This is a genomic window from Salipiger sp. (genome assembly GCF_059781815.1).
The window spans coordinates 1-24754 of the sequence record NZ_JBYNAH010000054.1 but is presented as its reverse complement, the minus strand read 5'-3'; the positions used below and the strand labels follow the sequence as shown (position 1 = coordinate 24754).

Annotated in this window: 25 protein-coding genes; 13 read left to right on the top strand and 12 right to left on the bottom strand. The window is 66.9% G+C overall.

Annotated features, from left to right (window positions below; genetic code table 11):
- The 5 genes from AC6RA4_RS08585 to AC6RA4_RS08565 form a co-directional block, all read left to right on the top strand.
- Positions 1-995, top strand: a 995-nt coding sequence (locus AC6RA4_RS08585; protein ID WP_500159359.1) for a helix-turn-helix domain-containing protein, incomplete at its 5' end; no start/stop codon positions are given.
- 325 nt (positions 996-1320) lie between these two features.
- Entirely contained in the window at positions 1321-2394 is a 1074-nt protein-coding gene (locus AC6RA4_RS08580) for an AI-2E family transporter (protein ID WP_500159357.1), read from the top strand.
- Between the two features lie 519 nt (positions 2395-2913).
- Positions 2914-3987: a TRAP transporter substrate-binding protein DctP gene (gene dctP, locus AC6RA4_RS08575; protein WP_500159355.1), complete on the top strand. Its 1074-nt coding sequence runs from the start codon at positions 2914-2916 to the stop codon at positions 3985-3987.
- A gap of 58 nt (positions 3988-4045) precedes the next feature.
- Positions 4046-4606 carry a TRAP transporter small permease gene (locus AC6RA4_RS08570; RefSeq protein WP_500159353.1) on the top strand — a complete coding sequence of 187 codons (561 nt, stop codon included), beginning with the start codon at positions 4046-4048 and terminating at the stop codon, positions 4604-4606.
- A 10-nt stretch (positions 4607-4616) separates the two neighbouring features.
- Positions 4617-5915: a TRAP transporter large permease gene (locus AC6RA4_RS08565; protein ID WP_500159351.1), complete on the top strand. Its 1299-nt coding sequence runs from the start codon at positions 4617-4619 to the stop codon at positions 5913-5915.
- A 225-nt stretch (positions 5916-6140) separates the two neighbouring features.
- Here the strand turns inward: AC6RA4_RS08565 and AC6RA4_RS08560 are convergent, their stop codons facing one another.
- A complete protein-coding gene (locus tag AC6RA4_RS08560) occupies positions 6141-6719 on the bottom strand; it encodes an NIPSNAP family protein (protein ID WP_500159349.1) in 579 nt (192 codons plus the stop codon).
- A gap of 94 nt (positions 6720-6813) precedes the next feature.
- On the bottom strand, positions 6814-7665 hold the full coding sequence (locus AC6RA4_RS08555; RefSeq protein ID WP_500159347.1) for a helix-turn-helix domain-containing protein: 852 nt from the start codon (positions 7663-7665) through the stop codon (positions 6814-6816).
- A gap of 237 nt (positions 7666-7902) precedes the next feature.
- Here AC6RA4_RS08555 and AC6RA4_RS08550 point away from each other — a divergent pair, with 237 nt between their 5' ends.
- Positions 7903-9600: an FAD-dependent oxidoreductase gene (locus AC6RA4_RS08550; RefSeq protein WP_500159345.1), complete on the top strand. Its 1698-nt coding sequence runs from the start codon at positions 7903-7905 to the stop codon at positions 9598-9600.
- Positions 9597-10397 (top strand): SDR family NAD(P)-dependent oxidoreductase, encoded by an 801-nt coding sequence (locus AC6RA4_RS08545; protein ID WP_500159343.1) that lies wholly within the window; start codon positions 9597-9599, stop codon positions 10395-10397. Before AC6RA4_RS08550 ends, AC6RA4_RS08545 begins: the two co-directional genes overlap by 4 nt.
- A 276-nt stretch (positions 10398-10673) precedes the next feature.
- On the opposite strand, the gene AC6RA4_RS08540 is transcribed toward AC6RA4_RS08545, so the two are convergent.
- The 9 genes from AC6RA4_RS08540 to AC6RA4_RS08500 form a co-directional block, all read right to left on the bottom strand.
- The gene (locus AC6RA4_RS08540) at positions 10674-11201 is read right to left on the bottom strand and encodes a 2,4'-dihydroxyacetophenone dioxygenase family protein (RefSeq protein WP_500159341.1); all 528 of its coding nucleotides are present in this window, start codon (positions 11199-11201) and stop codon (positions 10674-10676) included.
- Positions 11202-11215: 14 nt separating this feature from the next.
- A complete protein-coding gene (locus AC6RA4_RS08535; RefSeq protein ID WP_500159339.1) occupies positions 11216-11929 on the bottom strand; it encodes an SDR family NAD(P)-dependent oxidoreductase in 714 nt (237 codons plus the stop codon).
- Positions 11929-12846, bottom strand: a complete 918-nt coding sequence (locus tag AC6RA4_RS08530; RefSeq protein ID WP_500159337.1) for a sugar kinase — start codon at positions 12844-12846, stop codon at positions 11929-11931. The genes AC6RA4_RS08535 and AC6RA4_RS08530 overlap by 1 nt, the downstream gene beginning before the upstream one ends.
- Positions 12847-12897: 51 nt before the next feature.
- Positions 12898-14088: an L-dopachrome tautomerase-related protein gene (locus AC6RA4_RS08525; protein WP_500159335.1), complete on the bottom strand. Its 1191-nt coding sequence runs from the start codon at positions 14086-14088 to the stop codon at positions 12898-12900.
- Between the two features lie 66 nt (positions 14089-14154).
- Positions 14155-14805, bottom strand: coding sequence for an RraA family protein (locus AC6RA4_RS08520; protein WP_500159333.1), 651 nt, complete (start codon positions 14803-14805; stop codon positions 14155-14157).
- Between the two features lie 44 nt (positions 14806-14849).
- Positions 14850-15836 carry a C-terminal binding protein gene (locus AC6RA4_RS08515; RefSeq protein WP_500159331.1) on the bottom strand — a complete coding sequence of 329 codons (987 nt, stop codon included), beginning with the start codon at positions 15834-15836 and terminating at the stop codon, positions 14850-14852.
- 3 nt (positions 15837-15839) lie between these two features.
- Entirely contained in the window at positions 15840-16850 is a 1011-nt protein-coding gene (locus tag AC6RA4_RS08510; RefSeq protein ID WP_500159329.1) for a DctP family TRAP transporter solute-binding subunit, read from the bottom strand.
- Positions 16851-16869: 19 nt separating this feature from the next.
- Positions 16870-18156 (bottom strand): TRAP transporter large permease, encoded by a 1287-nt coding sequence (locus tag AC6RA4_RS08505; protein ID WP_500159327.1) that lies wholly within the window; start codon positions 18154-18156, stop codon positions 16870-16872.
- A 3-nt stretch (positions 18157-18159) separates the two neighbouring features.
- Positions 18160-18690, bottom strand: coding sequence for a TRAP transporter small permease (locus tag AC6RA4_RS08500; protein WP_500159325.1), 531 nt, complete (start codon positions 18688-18690; stop codon positions 18160-18162).
- 141 nt (positions 18691-18831) lie between these two features.
- Between AC6RA4_RS08500 and AC6RA4_RS08495 the strand changes: the two genes are divergently transcribed.
- A complete protein-coding gene (locus AC6RA4_RS08495) occupies positions 18832-19491 on the top strand; it encodes a GntR family transcriptional regulator (protein ID WP_500159323.1) in 660 nt (219 codons plus the stop codon).
- Between the two features lie 370 nt (positions 19492-19861).
- On the opposite strand, the gene AC6RA4_RS08490 is transcribed toward AC6RA4_RS08495, so the two are convergent.
- A complete protein-coding gene (locus AC6RA4_RS08490; RefSeq protein ID WP_500159321.1) occupies positions 19862-20425 on the bottom strand; it encodes a carboxymuconolactone decarboxylase family protein in 564 nt (187 codons plus the stop codon).
- A gap of 144 nt (positions 20426-20569) precedes the next feature.
- Between AC6RA4_RS08490 and AC6RA4_RS08485 the strand changes: the two genes are divergently transcribed.
- The 5 genes from AC6RA4_RS08485 to AC6RA4_RS08465 all read left to right on the top strand — a co-directional run.
- Positions 20570-21184, top strand: coding sequence for a TetR/AcrR family transcriptional regulator (locus AC6RA4_RS08485; RefSeq protein WP_500159319.1), 615 nt, complete (start codon positions 20570-20572; stop codon positions 21182-21184).
- A gap of 317 nt (positions 21185-21501) precedes the next feature.
- Positions 21502-22419, top strand: coding sequence for an ABC transporter permease (locus tag AC6RA4_RS08480; protein ID WP_500159317.1), 918 nt, complete (start codon positions 21502-21504; stop codon positions 22417-22419).
- The gene (locus AC6RA4_RS08475; protein WP_500159315.1) at positions 22419-23192 is read left to right on the top strand and encodes an ABC transporter permease; all 774 of its coding nucleotides are present in this window, start codon (positions 22419-22421) and stop codon (positions 23190-23192) included. The genes AC6RA4_RS08480 and AC6RA4_RS08475 overlap by 1 nt, the downstream gene beginning before the upstream one ends.
- On the top strand, positions 23192-24250 hold the full coding sequence (locus AC6RA4_RS08470; RefSeq protein ID WP_500159313.1) for an ABC transporter ATP-binding protein: 1059 nt from the start codon (positions 23192-23194) through the stop codon (positions 24248-24250). Before AC6RA4_RS08475 ends, AC6RA4_RS08470 begins: the two co-directional genes overlap by 1 nt.
- A 37-nt stretch (positions 24251-24287) precedes the next feature.
- On the top strand, positions 24288-24754 hold a 467-nt coding region (locus tag AC6RA4_RS08465), incomplete at its 3' end, for an extracellular solute-binding protein (RefSeq protein WP_500159311.1).

Genomic DNA, 24754 nt, shown 5'->3' with positions numbered 1-24754 from the left:
TTGTCGAGTTTCGGCACGCCATCCAGCTACTTGACGAGATCGCCTCGAAGGCGACCGTCGATCGCGCCTTGCGCACCGCTGGCCTGAACAGAAATGTGCTGCGCGAAGAGAGCGGGTTCTTGCCCTACCGGGCCGAGGCGCAGGTCATCGAACAGGTGGCCCGTGCGCTCGGCGACGCCGATCTCGGCGCGCGGCTGGGAGACCGGTTCGACTACACGGTCTATGACGCCTATGCCCGCTACGTCATGGGGGCCGACACCCTTGGCGCGGCCCTGCTGCGCGGGCGTCTGGCGTTTCCGCTCCTGCATCCCGGGTCGGAGATCGTCCTGCACGAGACCGACGGGCATCTGCTCTTGGGCCGTCGCTCGGGGATCGGCACCGTGGTCGGAAATCGCCATCTCGATGACGGCTCGATCCTGCTGCTCCTGCACGTTGTACGGCAGTTCCTCGGGCCAGACTGGTGCCCGCCCTGGATCGAGACCACCGGCGAGCATGCGGGCCGGACGCGCTACCTCGCCGACAGCATCGCCGCGCCGATCCGGACCGGAGCCGACGTCCCGGCGCTCGCCATCAGCCGCGCCGATCTGGACGCTTCGAACCCGAGCCCCCTCGGGGCGCACCACGTGGTCACCTTCTCGGAGCTGCCGACGATGATGAAGGTGACGGCCCCGAAAACCATGGCCGACGCGGTCTTGCAGGTGCTGTCAACGCAGTTCGTCATCGGCGATCTTTCCGAAGAGAGCGTGGCACGGCGTCTTTCGGTCGGACCGCGCACGCTGCAACGCGCGCTGAAGGCCGAGGCGACCTCGTTCCGGGCACTCAGGGCCCGTTTCATCGAGACCCGCGCCCGCGCGCTGCTCTCGGAAACCCGGCTCGATGTCCCGACCATCGCGCGGGCCTTCGGATACGAGGAACCGAACAGCTTCCGCCGCGCCTTCTGCGGCTGGACCGGCCAGACGCCGGACGCCTACCGCGCGCCCTCACGCAGGGCCTGAACAGCGACAGCCATGCCCAGCAGCCGCGAAAGGGCCCTCCGGCGTTCCGGCCAGCGCAGCGGCGATGCCAACGGCTTCAGAGAAAGATCAAACCCCAAGCTGTCGGCGATTTGCATCCCCCTGCCGGTATGACTGCCGCCGCAACACCCATCGGCCGGCTCTGAATACCCAATGAACCCGGGGCCCGGCACAGCTGGGCCGATGCAGGGGCGTCCGGCACTTGCCTTGGCCTCGGAAACCTGCCTCTCCTTGACCACGAGGAGAGGCGTATCCAAAGCCGGATGCGCCTGACACGCCAGCATCATCTGGGCCGAGGATCATGAGCATGAAAGCACCCTACGTCGTTCCGCCGGACTGGTTCCGGATCATCGTCGAGCTTCCTTTCGTGATCGCCATGCTCTGGTTCGGCCGCGACCTTCTCAAACTTCTGGCCGTGGCGTTTCTCATCTTCGTGCTCGCCACCGCCTTCACCGACCGGCTCGCTCGGGTTTCCGTGCGGGGAAGCTCGCTCACCGGCTGGCAGACACGGGCGCTTGCGCTGGTGATCTTCATCTCGACAATCTGGCTCTTCACCGCGATCTCCTCTGCTGCCGCGGCCGAGATCATCGAGACCCTGCCGCGCTACGAGGACCGTCTCGCCAACGTGATGGTCCGGCTCGAGGCCCTGATCGGGCCGCGCACCGCAGAGGCGATCCGGCAGGGGCTCGCCGAGCTGGACGTCGGATCGCTGCTCGTGTTCCTCGCCGGCGGTCTGGTCGGAAGCGTGGCGCAGGCCTCGCTGCTGACGCTCTATTTCCTGTTCCTGCTGGTCGAGCGCGGCGACTGGCAGAAGAAGATCAAACTGCTGTCCTCGCCCAATCCCAGCGGCGCGGATTTCGCGGTGATCGTCAAGCGCGCCGCCACGGGCATCAAGGATTACATGTGGGTCAATGCGGTCACCAGCGCGATGAGCGGAACCGTTGCGTTCCTCGTGTTCAGCGCCATCGGGCTCGATTTCGCGGCCTTCCTCGCGATCCTGATCTTCTTCGTCGGCTTCATTCCCAACATCGGCGCCTTCATCGGCATCGTGCTGCCCGCGCTGGTGGCACTGGCGCAGTTCGACAGCCTCTGGCCCTTCGTGATCGTGATCGTCGTCTATGGCGGCGCCGATCAGCTGATCAGCAACGTGATCACCCCGATGATGCAGGGGCGATCGCTGAACATGAGCACCTTCATGATCACCGTCTCACTGGTCTTCTGGTCGCTGCTCTGGGGCGGGCTTGGCGCCTTTCTCGCGGTGCCGCTCACCGTTGTGGTGATGGTGGTGGCGTCCGAGACGCCAAGCCTGCGCTGGCTCGCGGTGCTGCTGTCCAAGACCGGCGAGATCGACTACGTCGACCCGTCTCCGCCCGCGTCGTGAGGCGGACGGGAGCATTACCAGCAGCTCTTCCCCGCTGCCTCGGACCGGGCCGCACCCGTGATGTGCCGCCAGCCTCCCGGACACCAGGACCGCGCTGATGCCCTTGCAGACCTGCCATCAGGCGCTGTGGCGAAGCCGCAAACCCCGACGCCAAGTGCAATTCTCGTGGGGGCCCCGTTCGCCGCCGCATTCTGCGCGCACAGCGCGGATCGGGCCATTCCCTCATATAACGGCGCCTTGGCTGTGCCTGCCGCGCTGATGCACCCTCGAAACACCGCACCTGCGGCCACATGAAATGTGCAACTTTTATCCTTCTTTTCTCCATTCAGGAGAGGCCCGGATTTTGGGACAGTCGAGACAGGAGGACGCGCTGGCCCACCGGTGCGTTCGCAAGGGAGGACATCTCGGCAAACTCGGTTCACGCGCTCGCTCACGGGGCGTTGCAAGGAGGGTGTGACCCCTCCCGACCGGTGCCGCCTTGGTCGTCGTCCCGCGCTTGTCGATCACAGGGAGGACACCATGACAATCTCGAAGTCCATTGCATCGCTCGGTCTCACCACCACCCTCGCCGCAGGCCTCATGGCCTCGGTCGCGAGCCTTGCCGCCGGCAGTGCCGAGGCGGCCGAGGTCGAGGGCCCCAAGGTTAAGTGGCTGGTCTCGCTCTGGGGCGCCCGCCGCGGCTTTACCGAGGGCGTCGAGGGGCTGGCCGAGTACCTCGCCGAAAAGACCGACGGCAATTTCGAGCTGTCGCTGCAATACGGCGCGGTGCTGTCGGACCCGAAGGAGAACATCGACGGGCTGCAGCTCGGCGCCTTCGAGGCCGCCACGATCTGCCCCTACTACCACCCGCAGAAGACACCCGCGACCATGGGGCTCAGCCTCGCATACCTGCCGTTGCCGACGCTCGAGAGCCAGACGCAGGTCTATGGCGCCTTCCTCGAGCACCCGGCGGTGCAGGAGGAATGGGCGAAATGGGGCGCCACGCCGATCATGTCGGCGCTGATGCCGAATTACGAGGTCATGGGCAAGGGCGACGCCCCGATGACGCTGGCCGACTGGCAGGGCAAGCGCATCAACGCCTCGGCCGGGCACGCCGCGCTGATGGAGGCGATCGAGGCGGTGCCGTCGACCATGCCGGCACCGGATCTCTACAACTCGCTCGAGCGCAGCGTGATCGAGGGCATCGTCTATCCCTACACCTATGCCTTCGTCGCCTACCGCTTCCACGAACTGTCGAACTGGGTCACCGACGGCTGGAACCTCGGCACCATCCAGTGCACCGTCGCCGCCAGCCAGCCCGCCTATGACGCGCTGCCCGATCAGTACAAGGCGCTGCTCGACGAGGCCGTGCCCGCCGCCTACGCGCACCAGATCGCCAAATATGCCGAGATCGACGCCGAGAACGAAACGCTCTTCGAAGAGATGGGCCTCACCCGCATCCCCAAGACCCCCGAGATCGCCGAGGCGCTCGAGGCCGCGGTGCAGCCGAGCTGGCAGGCCTGGATTGACGACGTGACCGCCAAGGGCATGCCCGGGCAGGAGCTTTTCGACCTGATCATGACGGAAGCGAAGAATGCCCAGACGGGCCAGTGAGACCGCGGGGGCCGGCGGCAGCGCGCTGCCGGCCCCGAGCCCGCGAAGGAGCCTCGACATGCGGAGCCTGATCGAAACTCTCGACCGCCTGCTCGGCCATGTCGAGCGCTCTGCCGCGCTGGTGGCCGGGCTTCTCATCCTTGCGCTGATGGCGCTGGTCTGCGCCGAGGTGCTGGGGCGCGGCCTGTTCAACCACCCCGTCCGCGGCTCGATCGACATCATCGAGCAACTGATGGTGGCGCTGGTCACCCTCGGCATCGCCTATTGCCAGAGCCATTTCGGCAATGTCCGCATGACGCTGGTCTCGGACCGGCTCACCGGTCGCGCCAAGTGGCTGAGCGAGCTTTTCGCGCTGGCGATTGCGCTCTTCGTGGTGGTGATCCTCGCCAAGGGCAGCTGGCTGAACTTCCAGCGCGCCTGGGGCAATGGCGGCGACACGCCCGAGATCGGCATCCCGCTCTGGCCCGGCATCCTTCTGGTGACGGCGGCGCTGGGGCTGCTCGGCCTGCGCCTCGCGGTGCAATGCGCCGAGGCCCTGCGGCTGATCCTGCAGCCGAACGACGGCTCGCGGCTCTTCGGCCACCCCGCCGACGCCATCGAAACCACCCCCTACGAGTGAGGCCCGGATCATGGATCCCATCACCCTCGGTGCGATCGGTATCGCACTGCTTGTCGTTCTCGTGGTCGTCGGCGTGCCGGTGGCCTTCGCCTCGGCCTTCACCGGCATCGTCGGCATGATGCTGCTGCGCAATTCCACCGTTGCCATCGGCCTCTCGGGCATTATCCCGCACGCCAATTCCGGGCATTACGCGCTGAGCGTGCTGCCGCTCTTCATCACCATCGGGTTCCTCGCCATGCATGCGGGCATCACCACCTCGGCCTATGACGCTGCCCGCAAATGGGTCGGCCGGGCGCCGGGCGGGCTGGCCACCGCGACGATCTTCGCCTCGGCGGGTTTCGCCGCGGTGTCGGGCGCCTCGACCGCCTCGACCGCGGTCTTCACCCGGCTGTCGCTGCCCGAGATGGAGGCGCGCGGCTACGATCCCAAGCTCGCCGCCGGCGTGGTGGCGGTGGGCGGCACGCTGGCCGCGCTGATCCCGCCTTCGGCGATCCTGGTGATCTACGGCATCATCGTCGAGCAATCGGTGGCCAAGCTGCTGCTGGCGGGGCTGGTGCCGGGGGTGATCTCGCTGATCGTCTACCTGCTGGTGATCACCGTGGTGGTGAAGATGAAGCCCGAGCTCGCCCCGCTCGAGCCCAGCGTCGCCTTCGTCGAGAAGCTCAAGGCGCTGCCGCAGGTCGCCGGGGTCTTTGCGGTGGTGAGCGTGATCCTCGTGGGCATCTATCTCGGCTGGATGACGCCCACGGAATCCGCCGGCGTCGCCACCGCGATCATCCTGTGCATGGCGCTCTTCAAGCGCATTCACCCGCGCGATTTCGGCAACGGGCTGCTCGACACGGTGCGCACCACGGTGATGATCTTCATGGTGATCTGGGGCGTGATGATCTTCGTACGCTTCCTCGCCTTCACCGGCCTGCCGGCGGCGGTGACCGACTGGGTCGTGGGGCTCGACGTGCCGCGCTGGATGATCCTTGCGGGTGTCATCGGGATGTACCTGCTGCTTGGCATGATCCTCGACGGCATGGGGATGATGATGCTGACCCTGCCGGTGGTGTTCCCGGCGATGATGGGGCTGGGCTACGATCCGATCTGGTTCGGCATCCTGCTGGTGAAGCTGATCGAGGTCGGCGTGGTAACGCCGCCGGTGGGGCTCAACTGCTACGTGGTGAACGGCATCCGCCCCGACATTCCGCTGCAGAGCGTGTTCCGAGGCGTGGCTCCCTTCCTCGTCGGCGAGGTGTTCATCATCGGCATCATTGTCACCTTCCCTGACCTGATCCTCGCGCTGCCGAACCTGATGAACTGACCCTGATGAACTGACGCGGTTTTTCAGGACAAGGAGCGCCCCCGCAGGGATCTGCGGGGGCGCTCTGCATCGGGAGACCCGCCGGGCGAAGGGTCCGCGTCGCGCGTGGGGCAAACTCCGGGTCCAGACCCCTTGGCAGGTATGGTCCCGCGGGAGCGAGGGCTCCGTCCAGGAGACCGCTGAGAGACGGCTCCGGCCCGTGCTGGCAACCAGACCTGCCGCCACTCACCGCAAGGGCGACAGGCTCAGCGGGCGCAGCAGCTCGTGCCGCTCCGCGTTCTCAGCGCAGGCAAACCCATCGCTCCCGGCGTCATGCCCGTAGAGCGTCACCACCGCCCCCGGCGCGGCGCCAGAGAGCACGCGCCAGCGCCCGATCAGCCCCTCGCCCGAAGCCCCCGCCCCGTAGGTCAACGACAGCAGCCGGTCGCCGAACATCGGCACGTCCGGGCTTTGCGCCGCGTGCTGCGTCCGGCGCCCCGCGACCACGCCATCGAGCAGCGGCGAGCTCTGCTCGCAGCGCATCAGCATGTTCTCCTGCTTGACGATCAGCGGGAAGCCCTTCGGCACGAAGCCCTGCGTCCAGTCCCGGTCGCCGCCGAGCCCGACCCGCGCCGCGGCGCGCTCTTCGAGCGAGGCATAGATCCACAGGTGGTAGATCCGGTTCAGCGCCCCGGTGTCGGTGAGCCAGTAGCCCGCCATCGGCAGGTGCCGCGTCACGTGCGGCACGCCTTCGGTGCGGAAGATCTCGAGGTAGTCCGGTGCCTGCCCGGGCACCAGGTCATAGACGCGCAGCTCGTGGAACATCGTCCGGGTCTCCTTCTGTCACTTGCCCGGTTCTACCGGTGCGAGCCACGGCCCGGAAATGCACCCCTGCGGATTTGTCTTGCAGATCTGACGCCTAGCCCGCCTGCGCCGGCTCTTCGCCGCGCCCCTCGAGCATCTCCTTGCGGTAGGCGCCCGGGGTCTTGCCGACGCGCTTGGTGAAGTAGCGGCTGAAATAGGCCGGGTCCTCGAAGCCCAGGTCGTAGCCGATCTCGGCCACCGAGCGCTCCATGTAGATCAGGAAGCGCTTGGCCTCGACGATGGTGCGGTCGTGCAAGAGCTCGGACGGCGACTTGCCCGCCCGTGCCCGGCAGGCCTGGTTGAGACGGTGGGTCGTGACCCCGAGCCCGCTGGCATAATCGGCGATGGTGCGCAGCGTACGGAAGCGCTCTTCGAGCATCTCGCGGAAGCGGCAGACCAGCGCGTAATCCTTGTCGCCGGCGGCGAATTCCGGCTGCCCCGCCTCGAGCGCCGAGCGCATCACCGAAACGAGGATCTGCAGCACCTGCCCCTGGATCGCGACGCGCCGCCCGGGCGCTGACCAGACATATTCGCGGTAGCAGCCGCGAAACGCCGCCGCCATACCGGCGCTGCGCATGCTGTCGCCGTCGAGCGCGTAGACCGCGGGTCGCGACAGCGGCTCGAGGAGCCGCGAGTCCTGCCCCGCGACGGAGCGCACATAGGAGGTGGCGGCGTTGATCACGTAGCCATCGGTATCGGCGGCGAAGTCGAAGCCGTGCACCATTCCGGCGGGCACGATGGTCAGGCTGTCGGTCGGCACCGCGACGGTCTCGCCCTCGACAAGAAAGGTTCCCCCGCCCCGCTCGACCAGCAGGATCTGGACGTGATCGGGATGCGAATGCTCGCGAATAATCCAATCGTGCGCCCCGCTTCGCTCGCGGATCGGCTCGATATGGAGAAAGTCCATCTCGACCTCCGAGATCGGCTCTCCGTAAAGAAAACAAAGGGGAATGTTCATATCGAGCACGGCGCGCCTCCTCCTGATGCGGCCGTCTCCCACGTGCTTTCGCACCGACCGTCGCTACGAAATATACAATTATTCCGGGCCTGCGTCCATGGCTCGAAACCCGGCTTCCGGCGAGGCTGTCCGTCGAGAGGCGCGGGCCGAAGGGGCCCGAGGGCCGGGATCTACGGGAGGATGGAGATGACGAAGACCCTGACAGATGGGCAGAGCTGCGACGTGCTGGTGATCGGCTCGGGCGCCGGCGGTCTGGCGACCGCGGTGACCGCCGCCAAGCACGGGCTCGACGTGGTGGTGATCGAGAAGGAGCCGGTCTTCGGCGGCACCACGGCGTTTTCCGGCGGCGTGCTCTGGGTGCCGGGCAACCGCCATTGCGGGGCCAACGACAACCGCGACGAGGCGCGGCGCTACATGATGGAGGAGACCGGCAATTTTTACGATGCCGCCGCGGTCGAGGCCTATCTCGAGACCGGGCCCGAGATGCTCGACTGGTTCGAGCGCGAGACCTCGGTGGCCTTCGTGCCGACGCTCTATCCCGATTACCACCCGGACGTGCCGGGCGGGGTCGACGTGGGGCGCTCGGTGCTGGCCGCGCCCTTTGACACCTCGGCGCTCGGCAAGGACATGAAGCGACTGCGGCCGCCGCTCTCGACCATCACCTTCATGGGGATGATGTTCAATTCGTCGAACGCCGACATCAAGCATTTCTTCAACGCCACCAAGTCGCTGAAATCGTTCTTCTACGTGAGCAAGCGGCTGGCCCTGCACTTCTCCGAGGTGCTGCGCTACGGGCGCGGCGCCAACGTGACCTCGGGCAACGCGCTGGCGGCGCGGCTGGCCAAGAGCTGCTTTGACCTGAACATTCCGATCCACACCGACTGCCCGGCGACCAAGCTGATCTCGGGGCCGGACGGCGTCACCGGGGCCGAAATCAAGACGCCCGACGGCATCGTCACGGTGACCGCCCGCAAGGGCGTGGTGCTGGCCGCAGGCGGCTTTGCGCAGGACACCGACCGGATCCGCAAGGCCTATCCCCACCTCCGGCGTGGCGGCGAGCATTTCACCCCGGTGCCCGAGGGCAATACCGGCGACGGGATCGATCTCGGAGAGGCCGCGGGCGGCAAGTTCGACGTGCAGTTTCCCAACACCTCGGCCTGGATGCCCGTCTCGAAGGTGCCGACCGGCAATGGCGGCTTTACCGCCTTTCCGCACCTGCTCGACCGTTACAAGCCGGGCATCGTCGCGGTGCTGAAATCCGGCGCGCGCTTCACCAATGAAAGCGAGAGCTATCACGACGTCGGCGCGGCGCTGATGGCCGCCTGCGAGGGGGAGAGCGAGACCGCCTGCTGGCTGATCGCGGACCAGACCGCGATGCGCAAATACGGCCTTGGCTTTGCCAAGCCCGCGCCGGTGCCGACCGCGCTTTACACCCGCAGCGGCTATCTCAAGAAGGGCCGCACGCTGGCGGAGCTCGCCGAGGCCTGCGGCATCGACCCGAAGGGGCTCGAACGCCATATCGCCGCGTATAACGAAGGCGCCCGACAGGGCGAGGACCCGGCCTTCAAGCGCGGCTCGACCGCGTTCAACCGCTACCTCGCCGACCCGGAGGTCTCCCCCAATCCCTGCGTCGCGCCGCTCGAGACCGGCCCGTTCTACGCGGTGAAGATCGTGATGGGCGATCTCGGCACCTTCGACGGCTTCGAGACCACGGTCGAGGGGCAGGTGCTCGACCGCGAGGGCAGCGCCATTCCCGGCCTTTTCGCGGTGGGCAACGACCGCGCCTCGATCATGGGCGGCAACTATCCCGGCGCCGGCATCACGCTCGGGCCGGCGATGACCTTCGGCTACATCACCGGCCGCCATCTGGCAGGTGCGGCATGAGCGCCGCGATGGACTGGCTCGACCTTGGCGGCAAGGTCGCCGTTGTCACCGGAGGCGGCGGCGGCATCGGGCGGGCCTGCCTGCAGACCTTCCTCGACGCGGGCTGCACCGTGGTCTCGCTCGATCTTGGCACCGCCGTGGTGGACACGCTGCAACAGGACTTCGGGGGGGAGCGCTTTCTCGCCATCGACTGCAACGTGACCTCGCCCGAGAGCCTGCAGGCCGCCGCCGAGACAATCGCGGCGCGATTCGGCGGGGCGGACATCCTCGTCAACAATGCCGGCATCCTGCGCCCCGGGCCGTTGGCGCAGCTGCCGCTCGACGACTGGCGGGCGATGCTGGCGGTGAACCTTGACGGGGTGATGCTGGCGACGCAGGTCTTTGCGGCGCAGATGACGGAACGCGGCGGCGGCGCGGTGGTGCACGTGGCCTCGATCTCGGCCAGCAACCCGCAGCCCTTTTCCGGCGCCTACAGCCCCGGCAAGGCGGCGGTGGCGATGCTGTCGCGCCAGATCGCCTACGAGATGGCGGCGCAGGGCATCCGCTCGAACGTGGTGAGCCCGGGCCTCGTGCTCACGCCGCTCAGCGCGGCCTTCTACGCCGATGCCGAGGTCAAGGCAGCGCGCGAGCGCCACGTGCCCACGGGCCGGATCGGCACGCCGCAGGACATGGCGGATGCAGTGGCCTATCTCGCCAGCCCGCGGGCGGGCTATGTCACGGGGCAGGAGATCGTCGTCGATGGCGGTCTGTCGCAGACCGTGATGGGCAACGTGCCGCGCCCCGGTTACACCGGCTGAAACAGACAAGGGCCTCCGGGGGCATTCCGCGCCGGAGGCCCGTTCGGGCGACATCGGTCAATTCTCGCGACAGCCTATGCCCCATCTGGCGGACGGCTGCCGCGCTCCCTGGCCGCGCTCGCGTTTCAGGCTCTGCCATCCCTCAGCCAAGCCGCCTCGGCAGCCCGCTCGAGGGGGGAACGCGGTCCGCAAAGGACCGCTTGAGGACGCCTACGGCGCCGGAGACACGACGTTCCACCAGCCGACAGGGGTGCGCCGGGACGCGGACCCGCCCGGTCAGCGAATGAACTGGTCGACGTAATCCGCGCCGAGCCCGACCGCCTCGTAATGGGCGCGGCACATGTCGATCTTGGTGAACACGTCCTCGTAGCCCATCGTGCGCCCCCACGGATCCATGTAGAGCATCACCCCGTTGACCTGGAAGAAGGTGATCATCTCCTCGACATCGTCGGGCACCACCAGCGTGTGGGTCTCGCCGGGCGGCTCGTAGACATAGCCGCCCTCCTCGGCGACCCAGTCATGTTCGAGATAGTGCCAGCGGCCCTTGAGCACGAAACCATGCACCGCCGCCGGGTGGCGATGACGCGAGAGCACGCCGGACTTGCGCACCCTGAGCAGGTTCATCCAGTAGCCCTGCGAACGGTTGAGGCAAAGAGGCCGGAACGACACGTTCTCGGCCTGCGGCACCCAGATCCGCTCGTCCTGCGCGATGGCCTGCGGCACCACGATCTCGTCGAGCGCATCCGCCGGGAACGGCAACTGGTAGGGTGTGCGGGGGTCGTCGTCCTGTCCCTGCAGGGGCATCTTGCTTCTCCTTCTCACATTGCCGAATAGCCACCATCGACCGGATAGACGCTGCCGGTGATGAACGACGCCTGCGGCGACAACAGAAAGGCGGCGAGCGCGCCGACCTCTGCCGGTTCGCCCCAGCGGTTCAGCGGCGTGCGCCCCAGGATCGGACCGTTGCGGTCAGGATCCGCCCGCAGCGCGCCGGTCATCTCGGTGGCGATCCAGCCCGGCGCCATGGCGTTGACCCGGATGCCGTCGGCCGCCCATTTTCCGGCCAGCGCCCGGGTGAGCTGCGCCACGCCGCCCTTCGAGGCGGAATAGGCCGGCACCAGCGGGCCGCCGAAATAGCTTAGCATCGAGGCGGTGTTGACGATGGCCCCGCCGCGCCGCGCCAGCAGCGGCTGCGCCGCGAGACAGCAGCGCATGGTGCCGGTGAGGTTGATGTCGATGACGCGCTCGAAGGTCTCGATCTCGTATTCCTCGCCGCGCGCGAGGATGCCGGCGCAGTTCACCAGCCCGTCGAGCGCCCCAAACGCGCCCTGCGCCTCGAAATATGCCGTCACCGCGTCGGTGCTGCGCACGTCGAGCCGGGCTGCGGGCACCTCGGGGTGGCGCTCTTCGAAGCTGGCGATTTCGTCATCGCCAACGCCGGTCGCCGCCACCTCCCAGCCCGCGCCGAGCAGCGCCTCGACCACGCCCTCGCCGATGCCGCGGGTGCCGCCGATCACCACCGCGCGGGGCATCACGCGCCCTCCGCGAGAAAGGCCTCGACCGCGTCGCGGCGGGGCATCGGGGCAACCGCGCCATAGCCCTGGGTCGACAGCGCCGCGGCGGCATTGGCATAGGCGGCGGCCGCGAAGGGATCGTCGCCCATCGTCAGCCGCGCCAGAAAAGCGCCGTCGAACGTATCGCCCGCGGCGGTGGCGTCGATGGCCTCGACCCGGCGCGCGGCAATGCGGCGGCGCTCTTCCCCGGTGGCCACGAGGGTGCCCTCGGCACCCAATGTGAGCGCCACGATCGAGGCACCGTTTTCGAGGTAGAAATCGACGATGGCGTCGGGATCGCTCAGCCCGGTGAGCGCTTGCGCGTCGTCGAACCCGGGCAGCGCGATATCTGCCATCGCCATACCGGCATGGATCACCGCACGCGCCCGCGCGATGGGCCAGAGCTTGAGCCGTAGGTTGGTGTCATAGGAGACCCGGCCGCCGGCGGCGCGCACCATCTCCATGGCGACGAAGACCGTGTCGGCGGCGCTGTCCGAGATCGCCTGGCTGATGCCCGAGACATGCAGGATGCGGGTGCGCCGCAGCGCCGCCTCGGGCAGGTCGGCGGGGGTCATCCGGCTGCTGGCCGAGCCGGCACGGAAATAGCTGAATTCGTGGCCCTCGGCCCCGTGGGTGACGAAATAGACCCCCGTCGGCGCGTCGGGGACCTGCCGCACGGTCGAACTGTCGACCCCTTCGGCGGCCCAGAGGTCCATGAAGGACGTGCCGAACGTGTCGGCGCCCAGATGAGTGACATAGCCGACCTTCGCCCCCTGTCGCGCCGCGGCGATGGCACAGTTCGAGGTGTCTCCGCCGTGGCCGGGCAGGTAGTTGCCGTCGGGCTGCTGGTTGAACTCCAGAAGCGGCTCGCCGAGGCAGAGGATATCGGGTGTCATGCTGGTCTCCGTTGGGTGGCCGGGCCGCGCCTGCGCGCGGCCCGTTTCGTGTCATTGCGCGGTGTAGCTCTGGCCCACGTTGGGGATCTTCCAGATCCGGAAGTTGGGGATCTCGGGGGCCTTGAAATCCATGTCGCCATCGACCCACAGATGCAGGTGGTTGGAGACCACATAGAGGCTGCCCTCGGGCCCCCACGCGAGCGTGTCGGGCCAGTTCATCTCCGGGTGATGCACGAAGCGAGACACCTTGCGGCTGCTCTCGTCGAAGGCCATCAGCCCGTCGAGCGACAGGGCGGTCATATAGACCGTGCCGTCCTTGTCGGCGGTCATCCCGTCGGTGTTCGAGGGCAGCACCGCCTCGGTGCGCACCGCCGCTTCGATCACCGTCTCGCCGGTTTCGAAGTCGCGCAGCAACTCGGTCGGCAGGCTGTAGAGATGGTTGCCGGTCAGGTTGGTCCAATAGAGCGTCTGCTTGTCGCCCGAGAGCGCGATGCCGTCTGCACCGGTGCGCATGCCGCCGTTCTTCAGCACCGGCCGGTCGTCGATGTTGAAGAAGAAGTTCGGCTCGTCATTGGTGAAGCGGGACTGGTCGAGGATGCGGCGCATCTTGCCCCCCTTGCTGTCATAGACCAGCAGCCCGCCATGCAGCGGATCGCAGAAGATGCCGCTGTCGGCGATATAGGCGAAGCCGGTGTCGTTATCGACGGCGAGGTCGTTGAGAAAGGAACAGGTCTGGTCGGCCTCTTCCGCGGTGAAGACGTGGCGTTGCAACTCGGTGCCGGTTTTCAGATCCCAGAGCACGAGCTTGGCGTCGCCCGGAGCCATCTTGCCGGCGACATGACCCTGGTCGAGGATCCACATCACGTCGTTGCGGTCGATCTCGAACCCCAGAACCGCCTTCAGACCCTCGGGATTGTCGATGGCGTTCATCGCCTCCGAGGGGAAGGGCTCAAGCGCCCAGCCGGCATCGGTCTCGACCAGCTTCGACAGCGTTGCGGGGATGTCGGGCCCGCCCCAGCGCGCCGTCGAGACATAGATGTTGCCGGCGCTGTCGAGCTTGGCGCCCTGGATCAGCGCCTTGCCATAGATCTCGCTGTCCTCCCAGCGGGCGCGCAGCGCCTCGTCCTTGACAGCGTATGGCAGGCTGTTCCATTCCGCCACGATCTCCGGCGTGCCCTGGGCAACCGCCGGAGACGCCAGTGCGAGGCATAGGGCCCCGGTGTTGATGAACCGCTTCAGCATCTGTTCCTCCCTTGCTGAACCTTGGCGGCCTGCGGGATGTTGGCGCATCTCGCAGGCACACCGGCGTCAGATCCGGCCGTATTTCGCCAGACCCTCGCGGAGCGATCCGCTCGCGATGATGAGCTTGGCCTGTTCGGCCTCGCGTTCGTCGATCTCTCGCGCCGTGGCGAGCACCTCCTCGGCATGCTCGCGGGGCACCGCGACCACGCCGTCGACATCGCCGACGATGAGGTCGCCGGGGCGCACGATCACCCCGCCCATCGAGACCTCGACATTCGAGGCGATGGTCTTGATCCGGCCCAGCGTGGTGCCGGGGTTGGCGCAGCGCGAATAGACCGGGAAATCGAAATCGCGCTTGATCTCGACGATGTCGCGCACGCCGCCATCGAGCACCGCGCCCTCGTGACGGTTGGCCACCGCCCCCGCCGTCATCAGCCCGCCCCAGAGCGCCACGTCGGTGGTGCCGTTGGTCGAGATCACGATCACCGAGCCGGCCTCGGACTCGTCGATGGCATCGAGCGCGTGCTGCGGCGGCAGCATCTCGTCGGTGGGGCCTTCGAGGATGGTCACCGCGGGGCCGACGATCTTGCGGTCGTTGATCCGGGGCTTGAAATCGGCGGGCAGAAAGCCCGTCCGGCCGGCGATCTTGTCCACCGCGTCGGCGACCGAAGCGGTCGCCACGCCGCGGAAGCCTGTGATGAGCTCTTCAAGCGTCATGTCTGGAATCCTTCGTTTGTCGTTGATCTGAAACGGTCAGGGGGTCACCAGCGGTTGACCCATGCCTTGGGCGCGCGGCCCTCCAGCACGTCGCGGACCGCCTCGGCGGCCTTGCGCTGGAGCACTTCGACGGACCGCTCGGAGTACCAGGCGGTGTGGTCGGAGACGATGCAGTTGGGGGCCGCGAGAAGCGGGTTGTCGGGGGCCACCGGCTCGGTCTCGAACACGTCGATCCCTGCGCCGAAGATGCGGCCCTCGGTGAGGGCGGCGGCGAGCGCCGCCTCGTCCACGAGCCCCCCGCGCGATACGTTGACCACGATGCTGGTGGGCTTCATCCGCGCCAGCATCTCGGCGCCGATCATGTGACGGGTGTCGTCGGTCAGCGGCGCGTGCAGGCTGATGACGTCGGCCTCGGCGCAGAGCACACCGAGATCGGCAATCTCCAGCTCCGCCTCGGCGGCGCGGGCGGCGTCGAGAAACGGGTCGTAGGCCAGCACCCGGCCGAATCCGATGGCGCGGAACTTGCGTTCCGCCTCGCGCCCGATCCGGCCGCAGCCGACGAGCCCGAGCACCGCGTTCTCGCGCGAGGGCACCTCGGCCGCCTGCCCGATGCCCCACCGCCCCTCGCGCACCTCGCGGTCGCGCGAGACAAGGCGGTGCTGCACCGCGAGATAGAGCGCCAGCGCGTGTTCGCTGACCTCGATCTCGGCGCCGTAATCGGGCACGTTGGCAACGTAGATGCCGCGCTGCCGGGCGTGGTCGAGATCGACATTGTCGACCCCGACCCCGTAGCGCACGATTACCCGCAGCCCCGGACAGGCCGCCATCTCCGCCGCCCCGACCGGGGTCTCGCGAACCAGGATGGCCACCGGGTCAAGCGCGGAGAGCCGCGGGACCAGATCGTCGCAGACCGGCACCGGGACCACCCTCGTCGCAGCATCCGCCAGCACGGCGCGCTCGGTGTCGTAGCTGGCGTAGCCCGGTTCGAGAACCGCCACCGCCGCGCCCTGCGTGATCTGGTCCGTGCGCATCGCTTACTGGTCCCGGTAGGTCTGGATCGCGGCGTCGAGACGCGCCGGCCAGTCCTCGCCGATCTCGCTCACGATGAACTCACGCACGGCCGGCAGCGCGGCATCGCGGAACATCGCCTTCTGCTCGGGCGACACCGGCACCACCTCCATGCCGCGCTCGCCGAGAATGGCGGTGGCGTTGGCGTCCTGCGCGGCGGTCATGCCGCGGTGGATGGTGATCGCAATGTTCATGCACTGCTCGACGGCGGTCTGCTCGGCCTCGGTCAGGCCCTCGAAGAACGCGTCGTTCATCAGGTAGGCATGCCAGCTGAACACGTGACCATCGAGCGAGGCGTATTTCTGGTGCTGATAGAGCGAGGCGTTGACGATATTCGTCACGCCGTTCTCCTGCCCGTCGACGACGCCCTGCTGCAGCGCGCCGGGCAGTTCCGGCCAGGCCACCGGGGTCGCCGAGGCGCCGAGGCTCTCGACCAGCTTGACCCAGACCGGCGCGGTCATCACCCGCATCTTGAGACCCTCCATGTCGGCGGGCTCGGCCACGGGGCGCACGTTGTTGGTGAAGTTGCGCACGCCATTGTCGGCCACGCCGAACATCCGGATGCCGGTCTTGTCGAGCATGTCGTCGGCAAGCGCGTCGCCAAAGCCGCCATCCATCACCGACCACGCCATCGCCTGATCGTCGAAGATGTAGGGCATGGCGAGCACCGAGAACGGCTTGTAGACCGCCGAGATCGGACCGTCATGGATCGCCGCCATCTGCACGGTGCCGAGCTGCAGCCCCTCCATGATTTCGCCGCCGCCACCCAGTTGCGAGGCGGGATAGACCTGCACGTCGATCGCGCCCGAGGTCTTGCCCTCGACGCAGCTCTCGAAGGCCAGCGCCGCGGCGTGCTTCGGCGAGCTCAGGTCGGCGGACTGGAAATGCGCGTATTTCAGATCCTTGGCCGAGGCCGCCCCCGCGGCTCCCAGTGCGACGAGCGCGGTTGCGCCCAGCAGTTTCGACATGTCGATCATGGTTTCCTCCCTTGCCATGTCAGTTGCTGTACCCCAGCAGGTGGGGGACGAAGGTGCTGATGCCGGGCACGAGAATGACCAGAAGCAGCACGGCGAGCTCTGCCAGCAGCAGCGGCAGAACGGCTTTGAACAGACCCTCGAGCCGAAGCTGTCCGACGGTCGCGATGACGAAGAGCACCGGCCCCACCGGCGGCGTCACCATGCCGATGGTCAGGTTGAGAACGAGCATCATTCCGAAATGCAGCGGATCGATCCCGGCGCCGTAAGCGATCGGTCCGAGGATCGGCGTCAGGATGATCAGCGCCGGCAGCGTGTCGATGAAGAAGCCACAGACCAACGCGAACCCCGCGAGGATGAACAGGATCCCGAGGCGGTTGTCGGTGATCGTCCGGATCAGTTCGGCGAGTTGCTGCGGGATCTGCAGATAGGTCAGCAGCCAGGCGAAGATCGACGCCATGGCGACGATCAGGAACACCGACGAGGTGATCAGCGCCGCCCGCAGGAAGGCCTGATAGAGCGTCCGGGCACTGAAGCTGCGCATCACGAGCCCCAGCAGCAGCGCATAGGCCGATGCCACGGCCCCCGCCTCGGTGGGCGTGAACACCCCGAACAGGATGCCGCCGAGAATGATCGCGGGCATCACCAGCGCCGGCGCTGCGGCCATAGTCGCGCCGCCAAGCTCACCCCAGCCCGCCCGCGTCTCGCGGCCGCGGTAATTGTGCCTGGTCGAGACGATGTGGTTGGCGATGGCCAGCGCCAGCCCAAGCAGCGCCCCGGGCACCACCCCGGCCAGGAACAGCCCCGCCACCGTCACGCCGCTGGTCGAGATCGCGAAGATCACCGCGAGGATCGAGGGCGGGATGATCGGCCCGATGGTGGCGGTCGCCGCCGAGAGCGCGCCGGCGTAGTTCTTGTCGTATCCGGCCTCGCGCATCATCCGCATGACGATGGCCGAGGGGCCCGCCGCATCGGCCAGCGCCGAGCCCGAGATGCCCGCGAACAGCATCGAGGTCAGCACGTTCACGTGCCCCAGCCCGCCGCGCAGATGGCCGACCAGCGCATTGGCGAAACGCAGCAGCGCGTTGGTCAGGCCGCAGGCGGTCATCAGCTCGGAGGCCAGGATGAAGAACGGCACCGCCATCAGCGGGAAGCTGTCGATCCCCGCAAACATGCGCTGCGTCGCCACCAGCGGATTGAGGCTGCCGTCGATGAAGATCGCCGCAAGACCCGCGATGCCCATGGTGAAGGCCACCGGAACGCCCAGCAACAGTGTCGCGAAGAACAGGATGATCAGCGTCTTTGCCATCGCTCAGGCGTCCTCGCCCTTGCCCGTGCCTGCGGCGGACCCCGCCGCCTCGGTCAGGCTGTCGAGTTCGAACGCGTCATCGACGAAGCGCCGGGCAAAGAACCCCAGCTGCACAAGGAAGAGCGCGCAGCCGATGGGGATCGAGAGATAGGGTATCCCGCGCGGGATGCCCGTCGCCATGGTCTCCTTGCTCCAGCCGAAGGCGACGAACTTGACCCCGAGCCACGCCATTGTGGCCATGAAGAGAAACATCACGCAGACGATGCCCCAGCGCAGGACCACGCGGGCGCGGTCGGGCAACAGATCTGAGACCGAGGTGATCGCCACCAGCCGCCCTTCGCGCAGCGCCAGCCCGATGCCGGCGAAGGCGCCAAAGATCATCAGATGGCGCGCCGCCTCCTCGGCCCAGGACAGCGAAATCCCAAAACCGTAGCGCCCGATGACATTGGCAAAGACGATCAGAAACACGATCGCAAGCAAAGCGGCGACCAGCGCCCGATTTGCAACGAGCGTCCATTTCTCGAATGATTGCAAAACGTTCCCCCTCCCAAGGTCAGCGTCTGCGAGCTGTTAACCAATAACTGGCATACTGTATGCCAGTTGGTCAAGAGGGCAGATTGCGTCGCATTGCACTTTGTATGCCAGATCGGATAAGACGAAGGTCAGGAGGCCGACATGAGCACAATTCTACGCCCGAAATCGCTGACCGAGCTGGTCACCGAGCGCCTGCGCGAGATGATCGTTTCGGGCGAGCTCGAACTCGGCAGCCGCCTTTCAGAGGCCCGTCTTGCCAAGGAGCTCGAGGTCAGCCGCACCCCGATCCGCGAGGCGGTGAACCGGCTCGACATGGAAGGGCTGGTGGCGGTGGAGCCGCAGCGCGGCACCTTCGTGTTCAACCTCGCACCGACCGAGATTGCCGATCTCTGCGATGCCCGGGTGAGCCTCGAGACGACGGCGCTCGAGACCGCGATCCTGCGCAATCCCGAAGCCCTGTTGCACGACCTGCGGGCCTGCACCGAGGCGATGACCGCCGCCCGCGAAAAGGGCGACGATCTCGCCTATCTGCGGCTCGACACCGAGTTCCACCAACTGCTGTTCGACCACGCCGGAAACCGCTTCCTCAACGACGCCTTCCAGACCATCGCCCAGAAGATGGCGGCGCTGCGCACCCGGCTCGGGCGCCATCCTGACCACATGTCCAAGAGCTATCGCGAGCATCTCGAGATCGTCGAGGCCGTGGCCACCCGCGACGTTTCCAACGCGCTTGCGGTGCTGCGCAGCCATATCGGTCGCAAGGAAGGGTCCTACTGGCTCGATGCCACCCAGCTCGACTGAGCCCCGGTCACAAACCGCTTGGCGGCAGCCTGACGGCCGAAAAGCGGCCAGCACCCTGCGGGACGTGGGTCCGCGATACGCCCGGCAATGACGGCTGATCTGGTTCAAGCCCATCGTTCATGTGAGATCTGATTGAATGACCGACCCCCGACCTACGGGTCGACAACAAGACGATCGGGCGTGCACTGAGCCCGATGAGGGCCATTCCAGACCCGCATCGCGGTGAGACCCACTCAGCGACCGATGAGATCGCGCCCACCTTCCCGTCCGCGCACCCGACCCTGAAAGCGCGGCGCTTTGCGCGGCCTGAGAGGTCGGGCGGGGCATAAGGCGCCCCAGGCAGGGGCGCCCGAACTTCTGATCGCGCCGATCAGCGCTGCGCCTTCGGCGTCCACGCGAACTTCTGCATCGGCGCATCCACCGGGGTTTGCGCGACGTGGTTGGTGTAGTTGCTCATCACCTTCTGGGCGAGGCCGAGGATGATATCGAGCACCTGCCGCTCGCCATAGCCCGCCGCATAGAACGCCTCGAACGCGTCCTCGCCCGGGTTGCCACGGGTCTCGAGCAACGCCAGCGTGAAGCTGCGCAGCGCCTCGAGCTTGTCGCTGGGCAGCGGGGTCTCGTCGCGCAGCGCATCGGAGATCTCGTCGCTCACGCCCATCATCTTGGCGATGCCGGTATGGGCCGGCACGCAGTAATGGCATTCGTGGTAGACGTTGATGGTCTGCCAGACGACGGTCTTCTCCTCGGCGTCAAAGGCCGTCTCCTCGGCGAAGAGCCGGTGCAGCGTCTGGTAGCCGTCGAGCAGCGGCGGCGAGCCGGCCATCACCGAGTGCAGCCCCGGCAAGCGGCCGAAGGCCTTCTTGGATTTCTCGATCAGCGGCAGCGAGTCCGCCGGCGCATTGCTGTCGTCGAAGCGTTCGAACTTGGTCATGAGGTCTGGCCCTTTCTCTTGGCTCTGAGATGCGATGCGCCGACCCTGACCATTCTTGAGCGATCACTCAAGTAATATTAGAGTGATCGCTCAAGAATCCCTCCCCCTCTTCTTTTTGCCCCCTCGTGCCCCTATGCTTCAGCCATGGCACGTACCGCTTCCTATGACCGCGAGGCCGCGCTCGACGCGGCGATGACCTTGTTCTGGGTGAAGGGGTACCATGCGACGTCACTGAAGGACCTCGAGCAGGCGCTGCAGATGCGTCCCGGCTCGATCTACGGTGCGTTCCAGAGCAAGGAAGCACTGTTTCGCGCCACGCTCGACCGCTACGGCGCCCGCATGGCCCACGATCTCGAGGCGCTGATTTCAGGGGCCTCTTCGCCGCTCGCCGCCCTTCAGGCGCATCTTCGCAGCCTCGCAGAGCTACGCCCCGGTGATCGCCCCTCCACCGCCTGCATGTTGGTGAAATCCCTGCTCGAAGTGCCAAACGAGGCCGAGCTGCGCGCCGTGGTGCTGGGCCATCTCGACACGGTGGAACGCCTGCTCGCCGACGCCCTGCGCCGCGCACAAGAGCTTGGAGAACTGCCGTCCGGAAGTGATCCCGAGCGTATCGCACGGCGACTGCAGACCTATATCTTCGGCCTGAAAATCCAGGCGCAACGCGAAAGCGATCCCGAGCGGATGCGGCTGCTCTGCGCCGATCTGGCCGACGAACTCGGTCAGCTCTCGACGATGCCCTCCGAACGACTGAAAAGTTAAGAGCGGCAGAGCAGCTCTTATAGCAGCGCGCGCAAGCCCCGCTGAGCCCGACGGAGCCTGCAGGCCATCAGAGCCGTTTCGAGGCGCGAATCTGACAGGAGCACGCCATCTCAGCGATCTCTGAGCCGCGGTAAATCCGTTCACATATGTGAAATACATGCGCGCCCATGGGGCCGATATAGGTAGAATGCACAATTTTTGATGCATTTTCCGTAGATATTTTCGAACGAAAGAGAATTATTGTTCTCATATGTGAACACACTTCCCGCCTCGGCCGCCCTCTGGTGACAAAACACTCACCGACAGGAAAGGCCGTCATGCACTCATCCATCCATCAAACGCAGCTTTCCGACGCTGCCGCTGCCCGCGCCAAGGACGCCCCCAAGGCGCCGCCGGGCCCGGTCTGGTTCACGGTTCCGAACCTCGTCTTCATGGGGCTGTTCCTGCTTGGCGCCATGCTCGTCCTGATCGACGTGAGCCTCCGGGTCTACGAGGCCGGCGGTGCCGGCGTGACCGACCAGCGCACGGTTCAGAACTACACCGACTTTCTCTTCGACCCGTATTTCCTGCAGATCGTCTGGCGCTCGGTCGTCATGGCGGTGACCGTCGTGCTGTCGACGCTGGTGCTCGGCCTGCCGCTGGCCATCGGGCTGTCGCGAACCACCGGGATCTGGCGCGCGCTGCTCTACTTCGCCGTGCTCGCACCCCTGCTGACCAGCGTGGTGGTGCGCACCTTCGGCTGGATGATGCTGCTGTCGAACAACGGCTTCATCAACAGCACCCTGCGCGAGCTCGAGATCATCCGGCTGCCGATCCGCATGATGTACCAGATGACCGGCGTCGACATCGTCATGACCCATGTGCACCTGCCCTTCATGGTGCTGGCGCTCGATGCGGCGCTGCTCAACATCAACCCGCAGGTCTATGAGGCCGCCCGCAACCTCGGCGCCGGGGCCGCGCGGATCTTCTTCCGCATCACCCTCCCGCTCTGCGTGCCCGGCATCGTGGCCGGCTCGATCCTGGTCTTCGCGCTTGCCATCTCGTCCTTCGTGACGCCCGCCCTGATCGGCGGCCCGCGCAACCCGGTGATCGCGATGGTGATCTACCAGCAGGGCGTCTCGCTGCTCAACTGGCCCTTCGGTGCGGCCATGTCGATCGGGCTCATGGTGCTGCTGGTGGCGATCATGATGCTGTTCCTCAAGCTCACGTCGCGCGCCGCGCAGAGGGCAAGCTGATGCTGAAACTGGTCAACACCCTCATCATCCTGTTCCTGATGGCGCCGCTCGTCGCGGTGATCGGCTCCTCGATCACCACCTCGAACTTCCCGACCTTCCCGCCCGAGGGCGCGACGCTGAAATGGTACGCCAAGGTGCTGAGCGAGCCCGCCTTCACCGATGCCATGCTGCGCAGCCTCGCACTTGGCCTTGCCAGCGCCGCGATCGCCGGGCTGCTGGGGACGCTGGCGGCGGTCGGCCTGACCCGGCTGCGTGGCCGCACCCAGCAAAGCCTGACCACGGTGATCCTGTCGCCGATCCTGCTGCCGACGGTGGTGCTGGGGCTTGCGCTGCTGATCTTCTACAACCGCATCGGCCTGCAGGGCACCTTCGCCGGGCTCGTCGCGGCGCATGTGCTGCTCACCACGCCCTTCGTGGTGCGCCTCGCCATGGCCAGCCTGTCGGATTTCGACATCTCCATGGAAGAGGCCGCCCGCAATCTCGGCGCCGGCCCGGTCCGGGCCTTCGTGCAGATCACCCTGCCGCAGATCCTGCCCGGGGTGATCGCGGGGGTGATCTTTGCCTTCATCCTGTCCTTCGACGAGCTGGTGGTGACGCTCTTCCTCGCGGGGCCGGAAATGCAGACCCTGCCGATCCGCATCTACACCTTCCTCGAATACCAGTCCGAGCCGACGATCTCGGCGGTGGCCTCGATCATCATCCTGATCTGGATGGCGCTCGGGCTGCCACTCTACGCGCGCCTCACCGGCGCCAAAAAGGGACCCTCCGCCTGATGTCTGACCTCGTCCTCTCCGCCCTCCGCAAGACCTATTCCGGCACCATCGCCGTCGAAGGGCTCGACCTGACCATCGCCCAGGGCGAGATGGTCGCCTTCCTCGGGCCCTCGGGCTGCGGCAAGACCACGACCCTGCGCATGGTGGCGGGCTTCATCACCCCCACCGCAGGCCGGATCAGCATGAAGGGCCGCGACATCACCGCCCTGCCGCCCAACAAGCGCGACATGGGCATGGTGTTCCAGTCCTACGCGCTGTTCCCGCACATGACGGTGACCCAGAACGTCATGTTCGGCCTCAACTGCAAGAAGATCCCCGCCGCCGAGGCCGCGACGCGCCTCGCCTCGGTGCTCGAGATGACCGGCCTCACCGCGCTCAAGGACCGCTACCCAAAGCAGATGTCCGGCGGCCAGCAGCAGCGCGTGGCGCTGGCCCGCGTGCTGGCGCTGCAGCCCGAACTGCTGCTCTTCGACGAGCCGCTGTCGAACCTCGACGCCAAGCTCCGGGTGCAGATGCGCCACGACATCCGCCGCCTGCAGAAGGACGTGGGCATCACCTCGCTCTTCGTCACCCACGACCAGGAAGAGGCGATGACCATCGCCGACCGCATCGTCGTGATGAACAAGGGCCGGATCGAGCAGGAGGGCTCCCCGCGCGAGATCTACGACCACCCGGCGACCCGCTTCGTGGCCGACTTCATCGGCACCGCCAACCTCTTCGAGGGCGAGGCCGCCTCGGGGCAGTTCCGCACCGTTGAAGGCCTGACGCTGGAGGTCGGCGCGCTGGCGCCAGTGGCGGGCACCGCGCCGGCGCTGCTGCTGCGGCCCGAAAAGCTGCACATCTCGCCCGAGGGCGCCCCGCTCGATACCCCGCACGTCACCACCGGCCGCATCGAGCGCGCGGTGAAGCTTGGCGGGCTGATGGAATACCTCGTCCGGCTCCCCTCGGGCGAAACCCTTCTCGTCCACCGCCAGGACCGGAGCGACACCGGCGGTCTGACGGAGGGCGTCACCGCAACGGTCGGCTGGCGCAGCGAAGACGCAAGGCTCGTCGCCTGACGGCGGGTCACGGATACCCAACAGGACATAGAGACACATGACAAAATTGAAGACGCTTGCCGCCACCACTTTGCTCACCGGCCTTACCGCGCTGCCGCTTTACGCGCAGGACAAGGAAGTCCTGACCGTCATCGTCTATGGCGGCTCCTTCGGCGATGGCTGGACCAAGAGCGTGATCGAACCCTTCGAGGCCGCCAACCCCGATATCGACGTGCAGATCGCCACCGGCCTGACCATGCAGACCGTCGCGATGATGCGGGCCCAGAAGGATGACGCCAAGATCGACGTGGTGATGATGGACGAGGTCGGCGCGGCGCAGGCCAAGGCCGAGGGCCTGTTCGAGCCGCTCGACGCCGAGAGCATTCCGAACCTCAACGATCTCTACCCGCGCTTCCGCAGCGAGGACGACGTCTATACCAAGTTCATGTACGTCTCGCAGGCGCTGACCTGGAACAAGGACTACATCGAAGAGACCCCCGCCTCGTGGGAGGAGATGTGGAACCC